We start from the raw sequence: 22014 nt of genomic DNA, 5'->3' as shown, positions 1-22014 counted from the left end.
CAGATTAGTAAGCGTTAACCATTTTTAACGAATAAGAGTCAACAATGAGTAAATTAAATTCATATTTCGGCGAGTTTGGCGGGCAGTTTGTACCACAAATTTTAGTGCCGGCGCTCGACCAGCTAGAACAAGCCTTTATAGACGCCCAAGAAGACCCTAGCTTTATTGAAGAGTTTAACGGCCTATTAAGCGAATACGCTGGCAGACCAACACCTCTAACCTTGTGCCGCAATTTAACTGCGGGTACTAAAACCAAAATTTACCTAAAGCGTGAAGACTTATTACATGGTGGTGCACACAAAACCAACCAAGTGTTAGGCCAAGCCCTATTAGCCAAGCGCATGGGTAAGAAAGAAATTATAGCTGAAACCGGTGCAGGCCAACATGGCGTAGCTACCGCCTTAGCGTGTGCCTTACTTGGTCTAAAGTGCCGTGTTTACATGGGCGCAATTGACTGTGAACGTCAAAAGCCTAACGTTTTCAGAATGAAGCTAATGGGCGCAGAGGTGATTCCTGTGCACAGCGGTTCTTCTACCCTAAAAGACGCGTGTAACGAAGCCTTGCGCGACTGGGCAGCCAGTTACGACAGCGCTCATTACTTATTAGGTACAGCCGCTGGCCCTCACCCATTCCCAACCATTGTTCGTGAATTCCAGAAAATGATTGGCGAAGAAGCCAAACAGCAGATTCTTGAGACCGAAGGTCGCTTACCAGATGCGGTAATCGCTTGTGTGGGCGGTGGCTCTAATGCAATCGGCATGTTTGCTGACTTCATCAAAGAAGAAGATGTAAAGCTAATTGGTGTAGAACCTGCGGGCAAAGGTATTGATACCGACCAACATGGCGCTCCACTTAAACATGGCCGCAAAGGCATGTTCTTTGGTATGCATTCGTTATTGATGCAAGACCAAAATGGTCAAATTGAAGAGTCTTATTCAATTTCAGCTGGCTTAGATTTTCCATCAGTAGGCCCACAACACGCTTATTTGAACTCAATTGGCAGAGCCGATTATGAATCAGCTACCGATGAAGAAGCCTTGGACGCATTTCAAACCCTAGCTGAGAGTGAAGGTATTATTCCCGCTCTTGAATCGGCACACGCTTTGGCTTATGCACTTAAATTGGCTAAGCAAGATAAAGACAAAGAACAGATATTGTTGGTAAACCTATCGGGGCGCGGCGACAAAGACATCTTTACTGTAGCCGAAATATTCGAACAAAGAGGAAGCTTATAATGACGCAACGTTACGCTAAACTATTTGAACGTCTAACAAGCCAAAAACAAGGCGCCTTTGTTCCTTTTGTAACACTTGGCGATCCCGATTTAGAGCAATCTCTAGCCATTGTTGATGCCTTAGTTGAAGGTGGAGCAGATGCTTTAGAGTTGGGTATACCCTTCTCTGATCCAGTAGCTGACGGCCCTACCATTCAAGGAGCTAACGTTCGCGCATTAGCAGCTGATGTTACCCCTCCTAAATGTTTAGAAATGCTAAGTGCTATTCGTGAAAAACATCCAGAGGTACCTATTGGTCTTTTGTTATACGCTAATCTCGTGTATTCAACCGGTATTGATTCTTTCTATCAAAAGCTGGCAGCAGCAGGCGTAGACTCGGTGCTGGTTGCAGATGTGCCGATTCGTGAGTCAGCGCCTTTTAGAGAAGCGGCTGATAAACATGGCTTGCAAAGCATCTTTATTGCGCCACCAAACGCCGATGAAGCTACATTGGCTAAAGTTGCTGAGTATGGACAAGGTTACACTTACCTTGTTAGCCGAGCAGGCGTAACCGGCACAGAAACCAAAGCAGGCGCGCCAGTGGGAGAGTTGTTAAACAAACTTAAGCAACATAATGCGCCGCCAGCTTTACTGGGTTTTGGCATCGCAACTCCTCAACAGGTTAAAGAAACCATTGAAGCTGGCGCAGCTGGTGCGATATCGGGTTCAGCCGTAGTTAAGATCATCGAAAACAACCTTGATGACAAAGCGCAAATGCTTGTAACACTCAAGCAATTTGCCAGTGACATGAAAGCGGCTACCGTTTAGTTAAAGATCTTGCTACTATCAAAAGCCGCTTTTTAGCGGCTTTTTTATTAACAGCTTACGCTGAGGAACTATGAAACAATTTTTCGAGTTTATCCCTTTAATTATATTTTTCGCCGTATACAAAATGCAGGATATCTACGCAGCAACCCTTGCATTAATTATTTCTACGGCGGTTCTGTTAGCTATTTCCTACTTCAAAAACAAAAAAGTTGAGAAAATGCATCTCATCTCCTTTGTTCTTATATTGGTTTTTGGTGGCTTAACCCTAATCCTACGCGATGACGATTTCATTAAGTGGAAACCTACGGTTATTAATTGGATCTTTGGTTTAGTGCTGTTAGTGAGTCAGTTTGCATTTGGCAGCCCACTGATCAAAAAAATGCTGGGCAAAGAAATGACATTACCTGATAACGTTTGGTCAAAAGTGAATGTCTCATGGGCACTTTTTTTCATCGCTTGCGGAACACTAAACCTCTATATTGCATTCAGTTTCTCAGAAGAATTTTGGGTTAATTTTAAGGTGTTTGGCCTACTCGGCTTAACCTTGGTGTTTACAGTAGGCACTGTCGTTTACTTATACAAACACTTGCCTAAAGAACAAAAAGAATCAATCACAGAGAAAAAGGATTAATAGTATGTGGTATGTAATCTATGCAGAAGATGTGGCTAATAGTTTAGATAAACGCAAACAAGCGCGACCTGCTCACTTAGAGCGCTTAAACGCTTTACTCAACGAAGGACGATTATTAGTTGCTGGCCCAATGCCCGCTATTGATGCTGATGACCCAGCAGAAGCAGGCTTCACAGGCTCTACAGTAATAGCAGAATTTTCAAGCTTAGAAGATGCAAAAGCCTGGGCAGACGCAGACCCTTATGTGGCTGCAGGCGTGTATGCAAAGGTAAGTGTAAAGCCTTTTAAAAAAGTACTTCCTTAATCTAATTGGGCGAGCTATCGCCCAATTGTCATTTTAGTGTCACAATTTAGCCCAAATGAGTGATTCGCATATAAAACATATCCTCTACTGTTATTCATGGTTTTATCAAAAAGGAGAATAAACCATGAAATTACTTAAGCTGGCACTGGTGCTCGTATTTAGTTTAATCAATATGCAATCAGCCTTAGCTAATGAAAATTTAACACCAATCAACTTAAATACTGCCAGCGCAGAACAACTAGATTCTTTAAAAGGCGTAGGTGAGTCGAAATCAACAGCAATTGTTCAGTACCGCCAGCAACATGGTAACTTCAAGAACATTGAACAAATTGTGCTAGTGCCAGGCATTGGTGAAAAGATTTACCTCGATAACAAAGACCGAATCTACGTAGACTAAGTTACCCACCTAACATCGTCCGTAGCTCGCTACCACCGCGAGGGCGATAGCTTCTCCACTTCAAAAAATTATCACAGGGATATCTATTCGCAAATATCTCAATTTAAAATGTCATTTTGGCATGTTACAGTGCTCGGGCATTTAACCTTACTTTTTCAAGAGACTGAAAATGACCCAACAAGTACGAAAAGCGGTACTACCAGTAGCAGGACTAGGAACTAGAATGCTACCCGCCACCAAGGCCATCCCTAAAGAGATGTTACCCATTGTAGACAAGCCGCTAATTCAATATGTTGTTCAAGAAGCAATATCTGCAGGCATTAAAGAGATCATTTTAGTAACCCACTCTAGTAAGAACTCAATAGAAAATCACTTTGATACCAGCTTCGAACTAGAAGCTACATTAGAGAAACGGGTAAAACGTCAATTACTTAATGAAGTACGTTCTATTTGTCCCAAAGACGTTACCATCATGCATGTACGACAAGGCGTTGCTAAAGGTCTAGGACACGCAATTCTATGTGCTCACCCACTTATTGGCGACGAACCTTTTGCCGTACTTCTTCCTGATGTAGTGCTGGATGACTCAACCTCAGACCTTCGCACTGAAAACTTGGCGGATATGGTAAATAAGTTTAATCAAACAGGCTCTAGCCAAGTGATGGTTGAAGCAGTAGCTCAGGAAGATGTTAGCAAGTTTGGTATTGTAGATATCAACGGCAGCGAGCTTAAATCTGGAGACTCTGCAGACATGGTGGGTTCTGTAGAAAAACCCGCTGTTGAAGATGCTCCTTCTAATCTTGCTGTTGTGGGCCGTTATGTATTATCAGCTAAAATTTGGAAAGAGCTAGCTAGAACACCTCCAGGCGCTGGAGATGAAATTCAGTTAACAGATGCCATCGCTAGTTTAATGAAAAAAGAAACTACTCAGGCTTACTACATGGTTGGAAAAAGCCATGACTGCGGTAGTAAGTTTGGCTATATGAAAGCCATCGTCGAATTTGGCTTACGCCACCCAGAGTTAAGAGATCGCTTTAAGACATACCTTGCAGAGTTAAAGCTTTAATCTTTAGCCACTTAATACTGGAAATTTTAAGTTTTCAGTGATAAAAATGTAAGTAGATGTGGCAAGAATCTCCACACAGTAATACAATGAAACAGTAATATATTTAATACAGGGAAATTTCATGAAAACTTTACTTTTAGCTGGCGTAGCAGCTTTAGCTTTATCTTCTAATGTATTTGCACAAGAAGCAGCAGGCGGAGCAGCAGGTGGAGCAGCAGGCGGCGCTGGTGTTACAGCCGGTGTAGTTGGTGGCGTTGTTGCAGCAACTGCAGTTGTTGGTATTGCTGCAAACCAAAATAATGATTCAACAACTGGCACCTCAACTTCCACAACTACTTCTACAGCTCAATAAGCTGTAAGAAACGGTAAAAAGGCAGCGTTCGCTGCCTTTTTTGTTTTACAAATTCTGCCTAAGTGGCTTTTTAAAATTATGTCTGCATCTTAATTAATGCCTCACCACAAGCTCCGCTAATAAATCTCATCCTCTATTTCCTCTTCCTCAAGCCAATGGTAAATACTTGCTTGACTGCAGCCTCTCAACTGAGTATCGACGAATTAAGCGAGCGGGCGAGTCTCGCTAAAAAACACGCTAAGCGTAATCACTGGTCAACCTTGTATATACAAGAGGGCGATGTCTGTGATGCGCTAGGTTAGTCTGTTGATGAAATGACTGGGGCTTGAGTGATTGGTATGCCTGAGGGACTAAATCGCAGGCAATAAAAAAGCCCTCATCATTAGACGAGGGCTTAGTATAGGAGCCTGGCGGTGACCTACTTTCACATGGGGAAGCCCCACACTATCATCGGCGCAGTTGCGTTTCACTTCTGAGTTCGGCATGGAGTCAGGTGGGTCCACAACGCTATTGCCACCAGGCAAAAACTGTTGTCTTTAACATTCGAAAAAGCTGAAACATCTCATGAGCACTAACAAGTATTCATGGTTTCTAAAATAAAGTATCTATAAGCAACACCCTTTAGGTGTTGTATGGTTAAGCCTCACGGGTAATTAGTACAAGTTAGCTCAATGCCTCACAGCACTTACACACCTTGCCTATCAACGTTGTAGTCTCCAACGGCCCTTCAGAGGACTTAAAGTCCTAGTGAGAATTAATCTCGAGGCCTGCTTCCCGCTTAGATGCTTTCAGCGGTTATCAGTTCCGAACGTAGCTACTGGGCAATGCTATTGGCATAACAACCCAAACACCAGCGGTTCGTCCACTCCGGTCCTCTCGTACTAGGAGCAGCTCCCCTCAATTCTCAAACGCCCACGGCAGATAGGGACCGAACTGTCTCACGACGTTCTAAACCCAGCTCGCGTACCACTTTAAATGGCGAACAGCCATACCCTTGGGACCGACTTCAGCCCCAGGATGTGATGAGCCGACATCGAGGTGCCAAACACCGCCGTCGATATGAACTCTTGGGCGGTATCAGCCTGTTATCCCCGGAGTACCTTTTATCCGTTGAGCGATGGCCCTTCCATACAGAACCACCGGATCACTATGACCTACTTTCGTACCTGCTCGACGTGTCTGTCTCGCAGTTAAGCTGGCTTATGCCATTGCACTAACCGTATGATGTCCGACCATACTTAGCCAACCTTCGTGCTCCTCCGTTACTCTTTGGGAGGAGACCGCCCCAGTCAAACTACCCACCAGACACTGTCCGCAATCCCGATAAGGGACCAACGTTAGAACATCAACACTACAAGGGTGGTATTTCAAGGTCGGCTCCACGTCATCTAGCGACAACGCTTCAAAGCCTCCCACCTATCCTACACATGTAGGGTCAATGTTCAGTGTCAAGCTGTAGTAAAGGTTCACGGGGTCTTTCCGTCTAGCCGCGGGTACACCGCATCTTCACGGCAATTTCAATTTCACTGAGTCTCGGGTGGAGACAGCTTGGCCATCATTACGCCATTCGTGCAGGTCGGAACTTACCCGACAAGGAATTTCGCTACCTTAGGACCGTTATAGTTACGGCCGCCGTTTACCGGGGCTTCGATCAATAGCTTCGCGCGAACGCTAACCACATCAATTAACCTTCCGGCACCGGGCAGGCGTCACACCGTATACGTCATCTTTCGATTTAGCACAGTGCTGTGTTTTTAATAAACAGTTGCAGCCAACTGGTATCTGCGACTCTCAGCAGCTTAGGGAGCAAGTCCCATCACCATCAAGAGCGTACCTTCTCCCGAAGTTACGGTACCATTTTGCCTAGTTCCTTCACCCGAGTTCTCTCAAGCGCCTTGGTATTCTCTACCCAACCACCTGTGTCGGTTTGGGGTACGGTTTCGTATAATCTGAAGCTTAGAGACTTTTCCTGGAAGCAGGGCATCAACCACTTCGTGTCCGTAGACACTCGTCATCAACTCTCAGCGTAATGTAAACCCGGATTTGCCTAAGTTTACCGCCTACTGCCTTTCACGTGGACAACCATCGCCACGCTGGCCTAGCCTTCTCCGTCCTCCCATCGCAATTATACGAAGTACAGGAATATTAACCTGTTTCCCATCGACTACACTTTTCAGTCTCGCCTTAGGGGCCGACTCACCCTGCCCTGATTAACATTGGACAGGAAACCTTGGTCTTTCGGCGAGGGGGCTTTTCACCCCCTTTATCGTTACTCATGTCAACATTCGCACTTCTGATACCTCCAGCAAACCTTACGATCCACCTTCAACGGCTTACAGAACGCTCCTCTACCGAGCATGCAAGCATGCTCCCGTAGCTTCGGTGGTATGTTTAGCCCCGTTACATCTTCCGCGCAGGCCGACTCGACCAGTGAGCTATTACGCTTTCTTTAAATGATGGCTGCTTCTAAGCCAACATCCTGGCTGTCTAAGCCTTCCCACATCGTTTCCCACTTAACATACACTTTGGGACCTTAGCTGACGGTCTGGGTTGTTTCCCTTTCCACGACGGACGTTAGCACCCGCCGTGTGTCTCCCGAGTAGTACTTGATGGTATTCGGAGTTTGCAAAGGGTTGGTAAGTCGGGATGACCCCCTAGCCTTAACAGTGCTCTACCCCCATCAGTATTCGCTCGAGGCGCTACCTAAATAGCTTTCGAGGAGAACCAGCTATCTCCCGGTTTGATTGGCCTTTCACCCCCAGCCACAAGTCATCCGCTAATTTTTCAACATTAGTCGGTTCGGTCCTCCAATTGGTGTTACCCAATCTTCAACCTGCCCATGGCTAGATCACCGGGTTTCGGGTCTAATCCCAGCAACTATGCGCGCAGTTAACACTCGGTTTCCCTACGGCTCCGCTATTCGCTTAACCTTGCTACTGAAATTAAGTCGTTGACCCATTATACAAAAGGTACGCAGTCACCCCACAAGGGGGCTCCCACTGCTTGTACGTATACGGTTTCAGGTTCTATTTCACTCCCCTCACAGGGGTTCTTTTCGCCTTTCCCTCACGGTACTGGTTCACTATCGGTCAGTCAGGAGTATTTAGCCTTGGAGGATGGTCCCCCCATATTCAGACAACATATCACGTGTGCCGTCCTACTCGATTTCACTTAAAGTAGATTTTCATGTACGGGGCTATCACCCTGTATCGCCATCCTTTCCAGAATGTTCCACTAATCACCTAAAAGCTTAAGGGCTAATCCGGGTTCGCTCGCCGCTACTACCAGAATCTCGGTTGATTTCTTTTCCTCCGGGTACTTAGATGTTTCAGTTCCCCGGGTTCGCCTCGCAACGCTATGTATTCACGTTACGATACTGCATAAAATGCAGTGGGTTTCCCCATTCGGAAATCTGTGTCTATAACGTCTTTTATCGACTTAACACAGCTTATCGCAGATTAACACGTCCTTCATCGCCTCTGACTGCCAAGGCATCCACCGTATACGCTTAGTCACTTAACCATACAACACCTAAATGTTGTCGCTTAAATCACTTGAATGGTCAGGCTGTATAAGTCCTGCCATTCGAGTACGATCACCTTATTTTTGAATACCAAGAACACTTGTTATTAAACTCATATTCTTGAGATATTTTTTATCAGCTTTTCCAAATTGTTAAAGAGCAATGGTCTCGAAGAAACCAAGAGAGAGAATGGTATCCCGTAGGGGATTTGAACCCCTGTTACCGCCGTGAAAGGGCGGTGTCCTAGGCCTCTAGACGAACGGGACACTGCAGTAGCTGTTCTCGTTGGTTCTACACCACACTAGAACTTCTCTCTTTTCTTTTTCATCAAGCAATCTGTGTGAACACGTCACAAAACCTAAGCATCATAATAAGGAGGTGATCCAGCCCCAGGTTCCCCTAGGGCTACCTTGTTACGACTTCACCCCAGTCATGAACCACAAAGTGGTGAGCGTCCTCCCGAAGGTTAAACTACCCACTTCTTTTGCAGCCCACTCCCATGGTGTGACGGGCGGTGTGTACAAGGCCCGGGAACGTATTCACCGTAGCATTCTGATCTACGATTACTAGCGATTCCGACTTCACGGAGTCGAGTTGCAGACTCCGATCCGGACTACGACATGCTTTTTGGGGTCCGCTTGCTCTCGCGAGTTCGCATCCCTCTGTACATGCCATTGTAGCACGTGTGTAGCCCTGCCCGTAAGGGCCATGATGACTTGACGTCGTCCCCACCTTCCTCCGGTTTATCACCGGCAGTCTCCCTAGAGTTCCCACCATTACGTGCTGGCAAATAAGGATAGGGGTTGCGCTCGTTGCGGGACTTAACCCAACATCTCACGACACGAGCTGACGACAGCCATGCAGCACCTGTATCTGAGTTCCCGAAGGCACCAAGGAATCTCTTCCAAGTTCTCAGTATGTCAAGGGCAGGTAAGGTTCTTCGCGTTGCATCGAATTAAACCACATGCTCCACCGCTTGTGCGGGCCCCCGTCAATTCATTTGAGTTTTAACCTTGCGGCCGTACTCCCCAGGCGGTCTACTTAATGCGTTAGCTGCGTTACCCACGAGTTAAACTCACAGACAACTAGTAGACATCGTTTACGGCGTGGACTACCAGGGTATCTAATCCTGTTTGCTCCCCACGCTTTCGTACATGAGCGTCAGTTTTTGTCCAGGTGGCCGCCTTCGCCACTGGTATTCCTTCAGATCTCTACGCATTTCACCGCTACACCTGAAATTCTACCACCCTCTACAAAACTCTAGCTTGCCAGTTCCAAATGCCATTCCCAGGTTGAGCCCGGGGATTTCACATCTGGCTTAACAAGCCGCCTGCGTACGCTTTACGCCCAGTAATTCCGATTAACGCTCGGACCCTCCGTATTACCGCGGCTGCTGGCACGGAGTTAGCCGGTCCTTCTTCTGTCGCTAACGTCAAAGATAGCAAGTATTAATTACTACCCCTTCCTCACGACTGAAAGTGCTTTACAACCCGAAGGCCTTCTTCACACACGCGGCATGGCTGCATCAGGCTTTCGCCCATTGTGCAATATTCCCCACTGCTGCCTCCCGTAGGAGTCTGGGCCGTGTCTCAGTCCCAGTGTGGCTGATCATCCTCTCAAACCAGCTAGGGATCGTCGCCTTGGTAAGCCATTACCTTACCAACTAGCTAATCCCACTTGGGCTAATCTTTACGCGAAAGGTGCCGAAGCATCCCCTCCTTTGGTCCGAAGACATTATGCGGTATTAGCAGTCGTTTCCAACTGTTGTCCCCCACGTAAAGGCATATTCCCAAGCATTACTCACCCGTCCGCCGCTCGTCAGCAAAGTAGCAAGCTACTCTCTGTTACCGCTCGACTTGCATGTGTTAAGCCTGCCGCCAGCGTTCAATCTGAGCCATGATCAAACTCTTCAATCAAAAGTTTTTTCGCTCAAAGTTAAAAACTGAAATTATTACTGTGTTTTACAGTGCAAGACTCCAGTTCACTTAAGCTTAATTTTTTCGCTTAAGGTCCTGTGAGTGCTCACACAGATTGCTTGATAAATTGTTAAAGAGCGTTGCTTCTCAATCGAAGCGAGGTGCGCATTCTACGCTTTCCTCTGTGGCTGTCAACCGCTTTTTAATATTAATTAAGAAGAAGTTTTTCAACCGGCTAACTCAGCCCTAGGCCTTGCTAACCCTGACGTAGCCTTGCTTCACTTTAGCGCGCTGCGTGCCGTGTCAGTGGAGGTGCATTATAGGGATCGATTCCCGCGGCGCAAGCGTTTTTTGAAGAAAATCACAGAAACACGTTTAAGTGTTCAGATAGTGAACAAGAAAGCTTTAAAAGGATAGCTTATTTGCATAAATCTATCCCCTAAGAGTTACTAGAAAGTGAAGATAAAAGGAAGAAAATTGATCTAGCCCTTTAGAATATACTTAGCCGCTTCAGCTAGAGACGAAATCGTAGCAGTCGCTAAGGCTTTATCTTGTTCGCTCACATCGTACTGACCACTTACCAACAATCTGTTTGGCACTCCGGCATTTTGGGCGGCCAAGATATCTGAAGCTTTATCCCCGACTAACCAAGACTTTTCTAGGTCAATATCTAGTTCTGCAGCGGCTTCTAGCAACATACCTGGTTTAGGTTTGCGACAGTTACAATCTTGGCGGTAATTTTCATCACCGTATTCGCTATGATGAGGACAGTAGTAGATACCATCTAAGTCGACTCCGCGATCAGCAAGCGACCAATCCATCCATTCGGTTAGGCTTAAGAACTGCTCTTCACTAAAGTAGCCACGCGCAATTCCCGCTTGATTAGTTACAACCACAAGCAACCAACCAGCTTCTTTGAGTTTTTGCATCGCCTCAATAGCGCCGTCGATAAATTCAAAGTCATCAACTTGGGATACATAGGCCCGATCGTGGTTGATAACTCCATCTCGGTCCAAAAACACTGCGGCTTGTTTCATTAATTTTTTCTTTACTCGGTCAGTTAAGGGCTCATTCTACAATACAAAGCGTTGAATTTGTTGCTTGAGTTGATTAGATTTTTCTTCTAACGACTTGGCATCATTTACACTAGATTGGGCTTCACTCACTGAATCTTGAGCAATAAGGGCAATTGTTTCCAATGTTGCCGCCACATCTGAGGCCACTGCAGATTGTTCCTCGGTGGCTGCTGCAATCGCGGTAACCATTTCGGTAACACCTTGAGTAGTGTCGATCACTTGATGCAACGCATCTCCTGCCTTATTAACTACATTGCGGCCGCTAGAAACCAGTTCGGTACTCTTTGACATACTCTGATTAGCCGCTTCAGTTAGGCTACGAATTTGGTTGATAATTCGAGCAATCTCTTCTGTAGATTTGCTAGTTCGGCTAGCTAAGCTACGCACCTCATCAGCAACCACAGCAAAACCACGCCCTTGCTCGCCAGCACGAGCTGCTTCAATGGCTGCATTTAGCGCTAACAAATTGGTTTGTTCAGCGATACCAGCGATTACATCGGTAATCTTTTCTACTTCTTCACCCGCCAGGTTTAACTTAGCGATGTGCTGATTACTATCACTTACAGAACCTTCGATTTTTTGCATAATGGAAATGGTATCTGTCACCACTTGCCCACCTTGGCTTGCTACGTCTCCGCAATCTCTTGCATGGTCAGCAGCTTGAGAAGTGTTTTGCGCTATTTCTCTGGCTGCTACAGACATCTCTTCAATAGCAGTAGCCGCTGAGTCAACTTTCGAACGCTGTTCATCTAGAGCGCTGCCAATGCCCGAGCTCTTATCGAAGACCTTCACACTGCTTTGACTCACATCTGCAGCAGTTTGATTAACCTCTGTTATTAATCCTTTTAGCTGTTCTGCCATCGCATTGATGGAGCCAGTAAGCTGCCCCACCTCGTCTTTAGCGCTAACCTTTAACGCCGGTTGCGAAAGGTTTCCGTTGGCTATTTGCATTGCTCGTTGATTGACTAGAGCCAGGTTGGATTTAATTTGACGAGTTAACCAAAGCACCACCAAGCCACCCAATAACGCGGCAATAGCAGCACCAGCAAATACCACCAGCACAACTTGCTCGCCTAAACGCTCTAGTTCCTGTTGGTGGCTAACTAACACATTTTGCTGCTGCATATTCCAGTCATTAAGTTGCAATTCAATATCGGCCACTAAGGGAATAACTTCGTTGGCCATCCGGTGGTTGGCAATATTCCAGTCAGGTGCAGCTCGTATCACAAACATCTCATCGACTAGGGGAACAAAAATATCAACTAACTCGACAAATTGTTGCCACAGCCGAGCTTGCTCTTCGGTAAATAAATTATTTGCGGCCTCTACATCGGCTACCCGCTGTTTATGCCTGGCAAAATACTCTTGGTATTTCTCTTGTTCATATTTATCGCCAGTAATAATAAAACTACGCAAGCTAGTAAGGGCATTGGCCAGTTCATTACGCGCTTCGCTCATATCTGCTAACAAACGTACCCGTTTTTTGGGGCTATATAAGCCGGGTTGAGAAATTTCTTCGGTGACTGCGCTAGAAACCTGGTTCATCGCTTCTTCAGCTAAGGGGGCAATATCAAAAAGCAATAAAGCGTGTGCAGGTAGGTTATCTTCGCTATTGGAAATTTTGATAATTTGTTGCTGCAGTTCTTTTAAGGCCAAAAAACTAGTTAAGGTTTGTTCTGGAACCGCTATATCGCTTAACAGTTGGATTTGCTCTACGGCCAAGTCAATGTTGAGCCAAGACTGTTCAAATAGGCTTTGAAAATGCTCAGCGCGTTGTTTATCGGCGCCATGAATGAGGTAAGCTCGAAGAGCACTTAGCGATTGCTGAAGGTGTCGCTCAATTTCTTTGCTTTGGGCAACTACAGGAACACTAACTTCAACTATTTGCCGCTCTTTTTGAGCAATTTTATCTAGTTGAATAAACACGATAACGGCGGAACAAAACATCAAAATAGCAACGAAACCAAAAGCCGATAACAGCTTATTCGAGATAGACACGAAGATAACTCCTTTCCACAAAAAACGATGCTGTTGTTTAAGGCTAGTCTATTTGCCTAAAGCTACAACGCATCGTGGTTTACATCCAGCAAACCTAAAAATACCAATCTATTTAGAATATAAGCGGATATGCTGTTCGATTTCCAGCATAGTTTCACTAAGAGTTTCAAATAAGCCAGCAGCAAGTGCTATATGCTCATCCAAAATCGGTTGTTTTTTTAAGCCTTCTTCAAGCGCTAAACACTGAGCTTGTAAACTGCTTGCGCCGAAATAACTACTACTAGATTTAAGGCCATGCGCTAAGCGTACTGCATCTTGGTAACGCTTAACCTTTAAAACTTGCAATAGCTCTTCAATCATCGCCTCTGCGCCCTTTTGATATTCCTGCAATAAGGCATCAAACTCATCCCCCATACTTTCTTGCAGCTTAGTAAGCTCAGTTGTTGAAATCCGTTGATATTGAACGTTAGAAAGCTCATCACTACTTGTTAGCTGTGTTTGCTCAACACTAGCATTTTTTGTATTCAACCATTTACGCAGGCAAACATATAAGCCCACTCGGTCAAATGGTTTAGTCACATAGTCATCCATTCCAGCATCAAAACAAGCCTGTTTTGCTTCTAAGCTAACGCTTGCTGTTAACGCAATAATAGGAATACGCTGAGCGAGGTTTTCAAGCTCCCGAATAACCATAGTGGCTTCATAACCATCCATGTCAGGCATCAAGCAATCCATTAAAATGAGAGAAAGTTTTGAACCCCAACGCTTAAACAGATCTATGGCTTCATGGCCATCACGAGCGATCATCACTTTAAGACCAAAGCTGTCTAACATATGGCTGGCAACACGTTGATTAACCACGGTGTCTTCAACCAACAGTACATGGCCAGACAACTTGCTTAATACAGCCTGCTCACGACTGTCGGTAACACTTACGCTCAACACATCATCTTCTACACTTTGCAAAGGTAAGCTCACACTAAACTCTGAGCCAACCCCTAAACCCGATGTCACCGATATATCGCCATCCATTAAGGTAACAATGCGCTGACAAATGGCCAACCCTAAACCAGTGCCGCCATAACGACGGGTTGTTGAGCTATCAGCCTGAGCAAAAGGCATGAATAAATTGTTAATAGACTCTTCGGCAATACCAATGCCGCTGTCGGTTACTCTTACTAATACAGTTTCCTCAGCACCTGGTTGTTGACTATATTCAACACTTAAATTCACCGTGCCCACCTCGGTAAACTTAATCGCATTATTGACGAGGTTAATAAATATTTGCTGCACCCTGCCCTGATCTCCAATGAACACCTTAGGTAAATGTTCAGGGTAATCGAGATGCAAACTCAAATGCTTAGCTTTAGCTTGAGGAGAGAATAACTTAACTACCTCAAGCAAGGTTAAATGCAAGCTAAAGGCATCCAAGCGTAGCTCCATTTTACCGGCTTCTACCTTAGAGAAATCCAATACGTCATTAACAATCACCAATAAAGCTTTGCCAGAAAGGCGAATGGTATTCACGTGCTCAATTTGCTCCTCAGACAACGAGGAAGCACTAAGTAACTGAGTCATTCCCAAAATACCGTTTAGTGGGGTACGGATCTCATGACTCATCATTGCCAAAAAGTCACTTTTTGCTTGCGAAGCTGTTTCTGCATCTCGCCTAGCAATGCTTAACTGCTGCTGGCTACGCTGGTGTTCGGCAATCTCGTCATTGAGCTGCTCAGTACGCGCATCTACTTTTGCCGTCATTTGGCCTATGGCTCGGGCTAATACGCCCACTTCATCATTCGACTTATCTGGCAAGGTCACCTGTATATTGCGCTCACCAAATAACAACGTTGCGTTGGTAATGTAGCGCAGTGGCGCAACTATAGTGTGAGCAAAAAACCAACCTACTAGCACCATTAAGCCGATGACTACAGCTGCCGCTAACAAAGCTTGCTTAGCCGCCATTTGTGAGGCTGCGATAGTTTCCTCGTAATCAGTTACTTGCACTAAATCCAAATACTCTTGATCGTTCGACGGCAAATAAGGCAGGCGCTGAATACTTAGTATGTAAGAGCCAAACTTAACCACTTGTTCTGGTAAATCTTTAACTGGGGAATTAATTAGCTGCTTGATGCGTTGATATTCTGAGGCTTGAAAGCTCGTAGACTGCCCTCTGCCATGCTCACTGCGCCACAATCGCTCTCCATTAATGTCGAACACCAACAAAGGCCCAATGGTGGTTTCAGCATGTTGACTAGAACGATTTGATGACGCCTGCTGGGATACTTTAAACAAATCATCAAGACGATACTCAAAAAGCCATATAGCGGCAACACCGCCATCGCTATGTTGCACACTAGTAGCCAAGTACCATACGCCTTGGCTATTTTGTCTAATTGTTTGAGCATGCACTCTGTCTGGCAACTTTTCTGCGTCTAATAGCAATGCCTTAGGCAGCGTTTGACCAATTCGCTTTCCTACTGAGAGATATTCAAATTGTTGGCCTTGGCTAACCACAATAAGATGCGCGGCCAGTAAAGCTTTTTCCCGTTTAAGTAACTGACGAATATCGCTACTTAAGCGCGAATGCCAAAAATCGGGTTCTACATTAATGAAGCGTTCATCTACAAATTGCTGCTGAATAAACCCATCAAGTAAAGATTGCTCGGCTAGATGGCTGAGCTCTTCATAAGCATGAGATATTTCTCGATCTAGGCGCTCAACTTGAATTGCATTTCGTAAACTTAGTTGCTGTTCACGCTCGCTCTCTAAACTGGCAACAAAAGAAAAATAAAATATTAGGTAAGTTACCGTAACCCCGGCTACCACCAAGCAACCACTGAGCAAGGTAACGTAAGTACTAATGGAGCTTTTACTGCGTTTAAACCACGAATACTGCTTCCCTCTCGCTCGCTCCATTAAGCGAATCAGCCGGTCTTCGCGGCGTCGCTCCCGCTCTATGGTAGTAACTGGTGCAGGCGCTCTTAACTCCAAGTAGCTAGCAACGGCAACCACCAAGTAACTGCTTAGCTTAATTAACGACAAGGAAAACACCGCAAAGCTGTTAACACCTAAGTCTTCTGACACCGGCCAAAAGTACAAAATAAATTGAATGCACACACACGCAAATACGCCACATTCAAGGGTGCAATTTAGCCAGCGACCTCGCCAACCAAAATAAGCGATAGCAATCGCAAATACCGCAGTAACCAATAATTCCAACACTGAATGAAGATGGGCTAAAGCCACCTGCATAAAAGGTAATGACACTACATAAAGAAAGGCGACACTTAGAAAAGAAAATATCACGCTACCAATAGCCAGCACCGCGATGCTCATTTTCCCACCGTTGGCTAAGCGCTCGTACCGGCTAAGCAGCACTCCGCAAATGAGCAACACAGCAGCTAAAAAGCCACGTGTAATCAGCCCAGACCATATCGCTACAGTATTCGAAGATAGTGGCTGAACACTTAAAAAGGAGGGATAGTTGAGAATAAAGTAGCAAAGCTCTAAACCCGACACCGAGAAAAAGGCGGCGCCAAAAACCAACATCGTGTAACTGTACTTCTTACGGTAAAAACTGCGGCACATTAAGCCAACAGAAAGCGGCAAAATAATGCTAAGCATCGCCACCATAACAGTAACTAAGGGAGCGACTGACGCTGAAGACTGGCGTCCCCAAAAGGCCAGAGCTACCACCAACACCAGCGAAAATAGCAAGCCAATGCTGTGCCGCCATGCTAAATCTAAATTGCGAAACATGCTGATGTTAGGTTTAGACATTACCTATATCCTTGGTAAAACATCCTAAAAACTTTTTCGCTATTCAGCATTAACTTGAAACAACAAGCGAAACTAAGTGATGTTATAATAAACCCAGTATTATCAATAAGTACATGTCAATTTTACCAGCTAATGACCAGCTTCAAGTATTTGATTCAAGGGAAGTGTATGCGTGTTTTTCTAATAATGGCGCTTAGCAGCAGCCTAATAGCTTGTAGTGGCAACTACAGTTTTAATACCAACGTAGATAAAGAAAACTTTGAAAACTATTTGCCTGCCACCGAAGTGGAAATTGTGAACGATGAACAAATCGATCCCCTGCAAGCAGAGTACTTAGGCATTGTAGAAGGGCTAAGTTGCCAAGAAAAAGCCAATCAAGCACCACCGCAGAAAGTGGATGCACGCAATAATCTTCGCGAGCAAGCCGCTGGTATTGGGGCCAATGTAGTCACTATTCAACAATGCTACCCAATTGAAGAACCTGCAGCATGCATTGCCATGTTAAGTTGTTTTGGCAAAGCCTACAGAATTGAAAAGTAATGAATATCCAGCTATCTCCTTTGGGCCTTATCCACTCCCCTTATCAAGAGAAGTTTTCGGTGCCACGTCAACCCGGCTTGGTTAATGCAACAACCAGCAGCTTAGTCTTCAACTCCGACTTTAATGACCCTGATTTACTAGACAATGTGGAGCAGTTTAGTCACTTTTGGTTAGTGTTTGCCTTTCATCAAAATATTAAATCTGGCTGGAAAGCTAAGGTACGCCCACCACGTTTAGGTGGTAACAAAAAAGTGGGCGTATTAGCATCTCGTTCATCGTTTCGCCCTAATCACTTAGGTTTATCCTTACTTGAACTTAGTCACGTTGAACGCAGCCCAAATAAGTTGGCCATGCATTTCAAAGGTGGCGATTTAGTTAACGGCACTCCTATTTATGATGTAAAACCCTACTTACCTTACGCTGACAGCATTCCAGAAGCGCAAGCTGGTTACGCACAGCTAGCACCACAGCAGCAGCTAAAAGTGAATTGGACTCAACAAGCCTTGCAACAAGCTCAACTGCTGAATATAGAACAAACTCAACGGCTAGTGTTCGAGCAGGTGTTAGCCCAAGATCCGCGCCCCGCATACAAACAAAACAAGCCTGACGACCGAGAATACGGTGTGGCCTTATATCAGTTCAATATCCGCTGGCGAATCTTAGAAGTTAATGCCAGTGAGTCACAAGTAGAAATTGTTTCGGTGACCCATGCAGCTTGAACCTCAGGACTATCAGCAACAACATAAACAGCGCCTTGCTTGGATGCCGTGGCTTTATTACCGTTTAAAAGCGAAACACCTGCAATGGGCCAAGCCCTGGCAAAATGATATCCAACAACATTTGCAAGCACTAGAAACCGTACAAATTGGTGATAACTGTTTCATTGCCCCAGACGCCAATATATTTGCCGAGCCAGGGCGTTTAATCTCGCTAGGCAACAGCTCATTTGTGGCAGCTCAAAGCTTCTTGCATGGCCCAATAACCATTGGCGACCACGTAGCTATAAACCACGGTTGCTCCATCGACGGCGGGCAAAAAGGCGTAAGCATTGGCAACAATAGCCGTATTGCTAACGGCGTAAAAATTTATGCCTTCAACCATGGCATGCACCCAGAGCAAGATATTTGGCGGCAAAACAGCCAATCCAAAGGCGTCACAATTGGCCAAGATGTGTGGATTGGTGCGAACGCCTGTATTGTTGACGGCATTGAGATTGACGACCATGCGGTGGTGGGAATGGGGGCGGTAGTCACTAAAAATGTGGCTAAATGGGCTATCGTTGCCGGTAACCCTGCAAAAATCATCGGCGACCGCCGTGACAAGGCCTGACAGAGCTAAATTAGCCTGTTACAATCGCCGCAATTTAATAGCTAAATGAAAGGACAGATATGCGTTCTAGCAAATATCTTCTGGCAACTCAGAAAGAAACTCCGAGCGATGCAGAGATTGTATCTCACCAGTTAATGCTGCGCGCTGGCATGGTAAGAAAATTAGCCTCAGGTTTATATACTTGGCTACCCAATGGTTTGCGTGTTCTTTCAAAAGTAGAACAAATTGTTCGTGAAGAAATGAACGCCAGTGGCTCTATTGAGATCCACATGCCTACTGTTCAACCTTCAGATTTATGGCAAGAAACCGGCCGCTGGGATAAGTTTGGCCCAGAGCTGCTTCGCTTTAAAGACCGTCACTCGCGCGATTTTGTACTAGGCCCTACCCACGAAGAAGTGGTTACCGAATTAGTCCGCAGAGAGGTAAACTCTTATAAGCAACTTCCGCTTAACTTGTTCCAAATTCAAGCCAAGTTCCGTGATGAAGTTCGCCCGCGTTTTGGCGTTATGCGCTCTCGCGAGTTTTTAATGAAAGACGCCTACTCTTTCCACTTATCTGATGAATGCTTACAAAGCACTTATGATGAAATGTACGCAGCTTACTGCCGTATCTTTGAGCGTTTAGGTTTAGAGTACCGCCCAGTATTGGCCGACACTGGCAGCATTGGTGGCAGCGTATCCCATGAGTTCCACGTTCTCGCCGAGTCTGGCGAAGATGCAATCGTATTCTCTGATAACAGCGACTACGCGGCAAACATTGAAAAAGCAGAGGCCTTAGCCCCTGCAGGTGAGCGCCCAGCACCTAGCCAAGAGATGCAAGAAGTGGCTACGCCAAATGCTAAAACCATTGCTGAGCTCGTTGAACAGTTCGACATTAAGGTTGAACAAACAGTTAAAACCTTGATTGTGAAAGCCAGTGAAGAATCTGAGCATTCACTTATTGCATTAATTTTGCGTGGCGACCACGAGCTCAATGAAATTAAAGCAGAAAACTTAACTGAGATAGCTTCACCGCTTGAGTTTGCTAGTGAAGAAGAAATTCGCGCTGCAGTTGGCGCAGGCCCAGGCTCTTTAGGACCAGTTAATTTACCAATGCCAGTTATTGTAGACCGCGCTGCCGCGCACTGTAGTGACTTTGGTGCAGGTGCTAACGTAGATGATAAACATTTCTTCGGTATCAACTGGGAGCGAGATATAGTACTTGGCGAAGTGGCAGATCTACGCAATGTGGTAGAAGGCGACCCAAGCCCTTGCGGTTCAGGTAATTTATCAATAAAACGTGGTATCGAAGTTGGCCATATTTTCCAACTTGGTGATGCCTACGCTAAATCAATGAACGCTGCAGTGCTTAATGAGCAAGGTAAAAACCAAACCTTAACCATGGGTTGTTACGGCGTGGGTGTATCTCGTATCGTTGCTGCAGCCATTGAGCAAAACAACGACAAATACGGTATTACCTGGCCAGATGCGATTGCGCCATTCAAGCTAGCCATTGTACCGATGAACATGCATAAATCTCATCGCGTTCAAGAAGTGGCTAGCAAACTTTACGAAGAAGCCAAGCAGCGTGGTATTGATGTATTGTTTGACGACCGTAAAGAGCGTCCAGGTGTTATGTTTGCCGACATAGAATTAATTGGCATTCCACACGTTATCGTTATTGGTGATCGCAGCCTAGACAAAGGCGTGATTGAATACAAAAATCGACGTAGTGGAGAAAAAGTTGAAGTGGCTGTAGAGCAAATCTTCGACCAATTCTGAAATCTGTAGATTGATTAAAAAGCCGGCCTTCGCCGGCTTTTTTTTGTTTTTGGGAGTGTGATATCACCAGCAAGCAGTGATAAAACGCTGTGCTAAGATATTATTATGAATCAAAAGGCTAGCATTAAAAACAAACCCAAAGTCGCTCTCGTTCTTACCGGCGGCGGCGCGCGAGCGGCCTACCAAGTTGGGGTTCTAAAAGCGATTGCGGAGCAATACCCAAGAAACCATGCCAGTCCCTTTTCAATACTTTGTGGTACTTCCGCGGGTGCGATAAACGCTACTGCGCTAGGTGTCTATGCGTCCTGCTTTCGATTAGGGGTTAAAAAGCTTGAATATATTTGGCGTAACTTTAAATGTAAGCAAGTTTTTAGAACCGACAGTTTAGCCATAGCCAAGCAATTATCATCAATGGTGTGCAAAAGCCTGCATGCAGACTATAGCCAGCAACAAGGCTTTTCCCTACTCAATAACCAGCCCTTACAAACCTTATTAAACGATTATCTTAACTACAAGCGGATCGATCAGAACATTGCCACTGGCTATCTGCATGCCTTATCGGTCACCGCTTCAAATTACCAAGACGGTCAGTCCTTATCTTTTTTTCAAGCCAAGCAGCATCAACAAAACTGGCAACGCGCCAGGCGTCTTGGGCGAAAAACCCAAATCCATACCAGTCACCTACTTGCTTCAACAGCCATACCTCTGATATTTCCAGCAGAGAAAGTAGGTCAAGATTACTACGGCGATGGCTCCATTCATCAGCTTTGCCCACTTAGCCCCGCAATCCATTTAGGTGCTGATAAAATACTGGCGATTCATTTAGAGCAGCCTCGCAAACCCAACTGCGCAATAGATTGTCCTCCGCCGAATAGCGCAACAATTGCAGGTCATCTTCTCGACTCGGTGTTTTCCGATACTCTTAATTCAGACTTAGAGCGCTTACAACGTATTAATCGAACTATTGAGTTATTAACACCACAACAGCAAAAACAATTAGATTTGCGCCCTATTCACTCTTTAAGTATCAAACCTAATATCGATTTCGAACAAACCGCACACAACCACTTTAGTATATTGCCACTTTCGGTACGGCTGATGCTGGCTACCTTAGGCATTAAAAAAGACAAACCTTCGGCCATCACCAGCTTTTTAATGTTCGAGCAAGATTACACTAACTATCTGATAAGAGAGGGATACCAAAACACTTCGCAGCAAATTGACAAAATTTTGGCTTTTTTGGAAGATTAGCTGGCCTACAAATTGCTTTATTCTTAACTAGCGGCGTTTTTTGACGCTAA

15 protein-coding genes, 1 tRNA gene and 3 rRNA genes are annotated in these 22014 nt (G+C 45.3%); 12 read left to right on the top strand and 7 right to left on the bottom strand.

The window, feature by feature from the left end; genetic code table 11:
* Positions 1-44: 44 nt before the first annotated feature.
* The 7 genes from trpB (at position 45) to LQZ07_RS09965 (ending at position 4791) form a co-directional block, all read left to right on the top strand.
* Complete coding sequence (gene trpB, locus LQZ07_RS09995) at positions 45-1235, top strand: tryptophan synthase subunit beta (RefSeq protein WP_016400694.1); 1191 nt, start codon at positions 45-47, stop codon at positions 1233-1235.
* A complete protein-coding gene (gene trpA / locus LQZ07_RS09990; protein WP_152785993.1) occupies positions 1235-2041 on the top strand; it encodes a tryptophan synthase subunit alpha in 807 nt (268 codons plus the stop codon). Before trpB ends, trpA begins: the two co-directional genes overlap by 1 nt.
* A 70-nt stretch (positions 2042-2111) precedes the next feature.
* Positions 2112-2672 carry a septation protein A gene (locus LQZ07_RS09985; RefSeq protein WP_152785991.1) on the top strand — a complete coding sequence of 187 codons (561 nt, stop codon included), beginning with the start codon at positions 2112-2114 and terminating at the stop codon, positions 2670-2672.
* A gap of 4 nt (positions 2673-2676) precedes the next feature.
* A complete protein-coding gene (locus tag LQZ07_RS09980; protein ID WP_152785989.1) occupies positions 2677-2976 on the top strand; it encodes a YciI family protein in 300 nt (99 codons plus the stop codon).
* 124 nt (positions 2977-3100) lie between these two features.
* Entirely contained in the window at positions 3101-3373 is a 273-nt protein-coding gene (locus tag LQZ07_RS09975) for a ComEA family DNA-binding protein (RefSeq protein ID WP_152785987.1), read from the top strand.
* Between the two features lie 169 nt (positions 3374-3542).
* On the top strand, positions 3543-4439 hold the full coding sequence (gene galU / locus LQZ07_RS09970; RefSeq protein ID WP_152785985.1) for a UTP--glucose-1-phosphate uridylyltransferase GalU: 897 nt from the start codon (positions 3543-3545) through the stop codon (positions 4437-4439).
* 121 nt (positions 4440-4560) lie between these two features.
* On the top strand, positions 4561-4791 hold the full coding sequence (locus LQZ07_RS09965; RefSeq protein ID WP_194164231.1) for a hypothetical protein: 231 nt from the start codon (positions 4561-4563) through the stop codon (positions 4789-4791).
* 405 nt (positions 4792-5196) lie between these two features.
* Here the strand turns inward: LQZ07_RS09965 and rrf are convergent.
* The 7 genes from rrf to LQZ07_RS09930 all read right to left on the bottom strand — a co-directional run bounded on the left by rrf (position 5197) and on the right by LQZ07_RS09930 (position 17084).
* Positions 5197-5312, bottom strand: a 5S ribosomal RNA gene (rrf, locus tag LQZ07_RS09960).
* Between the two features lie 111 nt (positions 5313-5423).
* A 23S ribosomal RNA gene (locus tag LQZ07_RS09955) occupies positions 5424-8313 on the bottom strand.
* Positions 8314-8504: 191 nt separating this feature from the next.
* Positions 8505-8580: transfer RNA gene (locus LQZ07_RS09950), tRNA-Glu, on the bottom strand.
* Positions 8581-8685: 105 nt separating this feature from the next.
* A 16S ribosomal RNA gene (locus LQZ07_RS09945) occupies positions 8686-10230 on the bottom strand.
* Together the 16S, 23S and 5S rRNA genes with 1 tRNA gene alongside form the textbook arrangement of a ribosomal RNA operon.
* A gap of 482 nt (positions 10231-10712) precedes the next feature.
* Complete coding sequence (gene gmhB / locus LQZ07_RS09940) at positions 10713-11267, bottom strand: D-glycero-beta-D-manno-heptose 1,7-bisphosphate 7-phosphatase (RefSeq protein ID WP_016401160.1); 555 nt, start codon at positions 11265-11267, stop codon at positions 10713-10715.
* 36 nt (positions 11268-11303) lie between these two features.
* Positions 11304-13304, bottom strand: coding sequence for a methyl-accepting chemotaxis protein (locus LQZ07_RS09935; RefSeq protein ID WP_194164040.1), 2001 nt, complete (start codon positions 13302-13304; stop codon positions 11304-11306).
* A 108-nt stretch (positions 13305-13412) separates the two neighbouring features.
* Positions 13413-17084, bottom strand: a complete 3672-nt coding sequence (locus LQZ07_RS09930; protein ID WP_152779224.1) for an ATP-binding protein — start codon at positions 17082-17084, stop codon at positions 13413-13415.
* Positions 17085-17252: 168 nt separating this feature from the next.
* Here LQZ07_RS09930 and rcsF point away from each other — a divergent pair, with 168 nt between their 5' ends.
* The 5 genes from rcsF to LQZ07_RS09905 all read left to right on the top strand — a co-directional run bounded on the left by rcsF (position 17253) and on the right by LQZ07_RS09905 (position 21964).
* Positions 17253-17624, top strand: a complete 372-nt coding sequence (gene rcsF, locus LQZ07_RS09925; protein WP_194164041.1) for an Rcs stress response system protein RcsF — start codon at positions 17253-17255, stop codon at positions 17622-17624.
* Positions 17624-18343: a tRNA (N6-threonylcarbamoyladenosine(37)-N6)-methyltransferase TrmO gene (tsaA, locus tag LQZ07_RS09920; RefSeq protein WP_152779227.1), complete on the top strand. Its 720-nt coding sequence runs from the start codon at positions 17624-17626 to the stop codon at positions 18341-18343. Before rcsF ends, tsaA begins: the two co-directional genes overlap by 1 nt.
* Positions 18333-18953 (top strand): DapH/DapD/GlmU-related protein, encoded by a 621-nt coding sequence (locus tag LQZ07_RS09915; protein ID WP_152779229.1) that lies wholly within the window; start codon positions 18333-18335, stop codon positions 18951-18953. The genes tsaA and LQZ07_RS09915 overlap by 11 nt, the downstream gene beginning before the upstream one ends.
* A 59-nt stretch (positions 18954-19012) precedes the next feature.
* Complete coding sequence (locus tag LQZ07_RS09910; protein WP_152779232.1) at positions 19013-20713, top strand: proline--tRNA ligase; 1701 nt, start codon at positions 19013-19015, stop codon at positions 20711-20713.
* A 105-nt stretch (positions 20714-20818) separates the two neighbouring features.
* Positions 20819-21964, top strand: coding sequence for a patatin-like phospholipase family protein (locus LQZ07_RS09905; RefSeq protein WP_152779234.1), 1146 nt, complete (start codon positions 20819-20821; stop codon positions 21962-21964).
* Positions 21965-22014 lie beyond the last annotated feature (50 nt).

This window comes from Agarivorans sp. B2Z047 (assembly GCF_023373605.1).
GTDB lineage: Bacteria > Pseudomonadota > Gammaproteobacteria > Enterobacterales > Celerinatantimonadaceae > Agarivorans > Agarivorans albus.
Note: the sequence above shows the minus strand (reverse complement) of the source record. Positions and strands in the feature narration are given on the sequence as shown.

Bases quoted from the DNA above. Each gene is read 5' to 3' on its own strand.
- LQZ07_RS09965 (WP_194164231.1), top strand. From the start codon at position 4,561: ATGAAAACTTTACTTTTAGCTGGCGTAGCAGCTTTAGCTTTATCTTCT.
- LQZ07_RS09930 (WP_152779224.1), bottom strand. From the start codon at position 17,084: ATGTCTAAACCTAACATCAGCATGTTTCGCAATTTAGATTTAGCATGG.
- LQZ07_RS09975 (WP_152785987.1), top strand. From the start codon at position 3,101: ATGAAATTACTTAAGCTGGCACTGGTGCTCGTATTTAGTTTAATCAAT.
- LQZ07_RS09915 (WP_152779229.1), top strand. From the start codon at position 18,333: ATGCAGCTTGAACCTCAGGACTATCAGCAACAACATAAACAGCGCCTT.
- LQZ07_RS09985 (WP_152785991.1), top strand. From the start codon at position 2,112: ATGAAACAATTTTTCGAGTTTATCCCTTTAATTATATTTTTCGCCGTA.
- LQZ07_RS09980 (WP_152785989.1), top strand. From the start codon at position 2,677: ATGTGGTATGTAATCTATGCAGAAGATGTGGCTAATAGTTTAGATAAA.
- gmhB (WP_016401160.1), bottom strand. From the start codon at position 11,267: ATGAAACAAGCCGCAGTGTTTTTGGACCGAGATGGAGTTATCAACCAC.
- tsaA (WP_152779227.1), top strand. From the start codon at position 17,624: ATGAATATCCAGCTATCTCCTTTGGGCCTTATCCACTCCCCTTATCAA.
- trpB (WP_016400694.1), top strand. From the start codon at position 45: ATGAGTAAATTAAATTCATATTTCGGCGAGTTTGGCGGGCAGTTTGTA.
- trpA (WP_152785993.1), top strand. From the start codon at position 1,235: ATGACGCAACGTTACGCTAAACTATTTGAACGTCTAACAAGCCAAAAA.
- galU (WP_152785985.1), top strand. From the start codon at position 3,543: ATGACCCAACAAGTACGAAAAGCGGTACTACCAGTAGCAGGACTAGGA.
- LQZ07_RS09905 (WP_152779234.1), top strand. From the start codon at position 20,819: ATGAATCAAAAGGCTAGCATTAAAAACAAACCCAAAGTCGCTCTCGTT.
- rcsF (WP_194164041.1), top strand. From the start codon at position 17,253: ATGCGTGTTTTTCTAATAATGGCGCTTAGCAGCAGCCTAATAGCTTGT.
- LQZ07_RS09910 (WP_152779232.1), top strand. From the start codon at position 19,013: ATGCGTTCTAGCAAATATCTTCTGGCAACTCAGAAAGAAACTCCGAGC.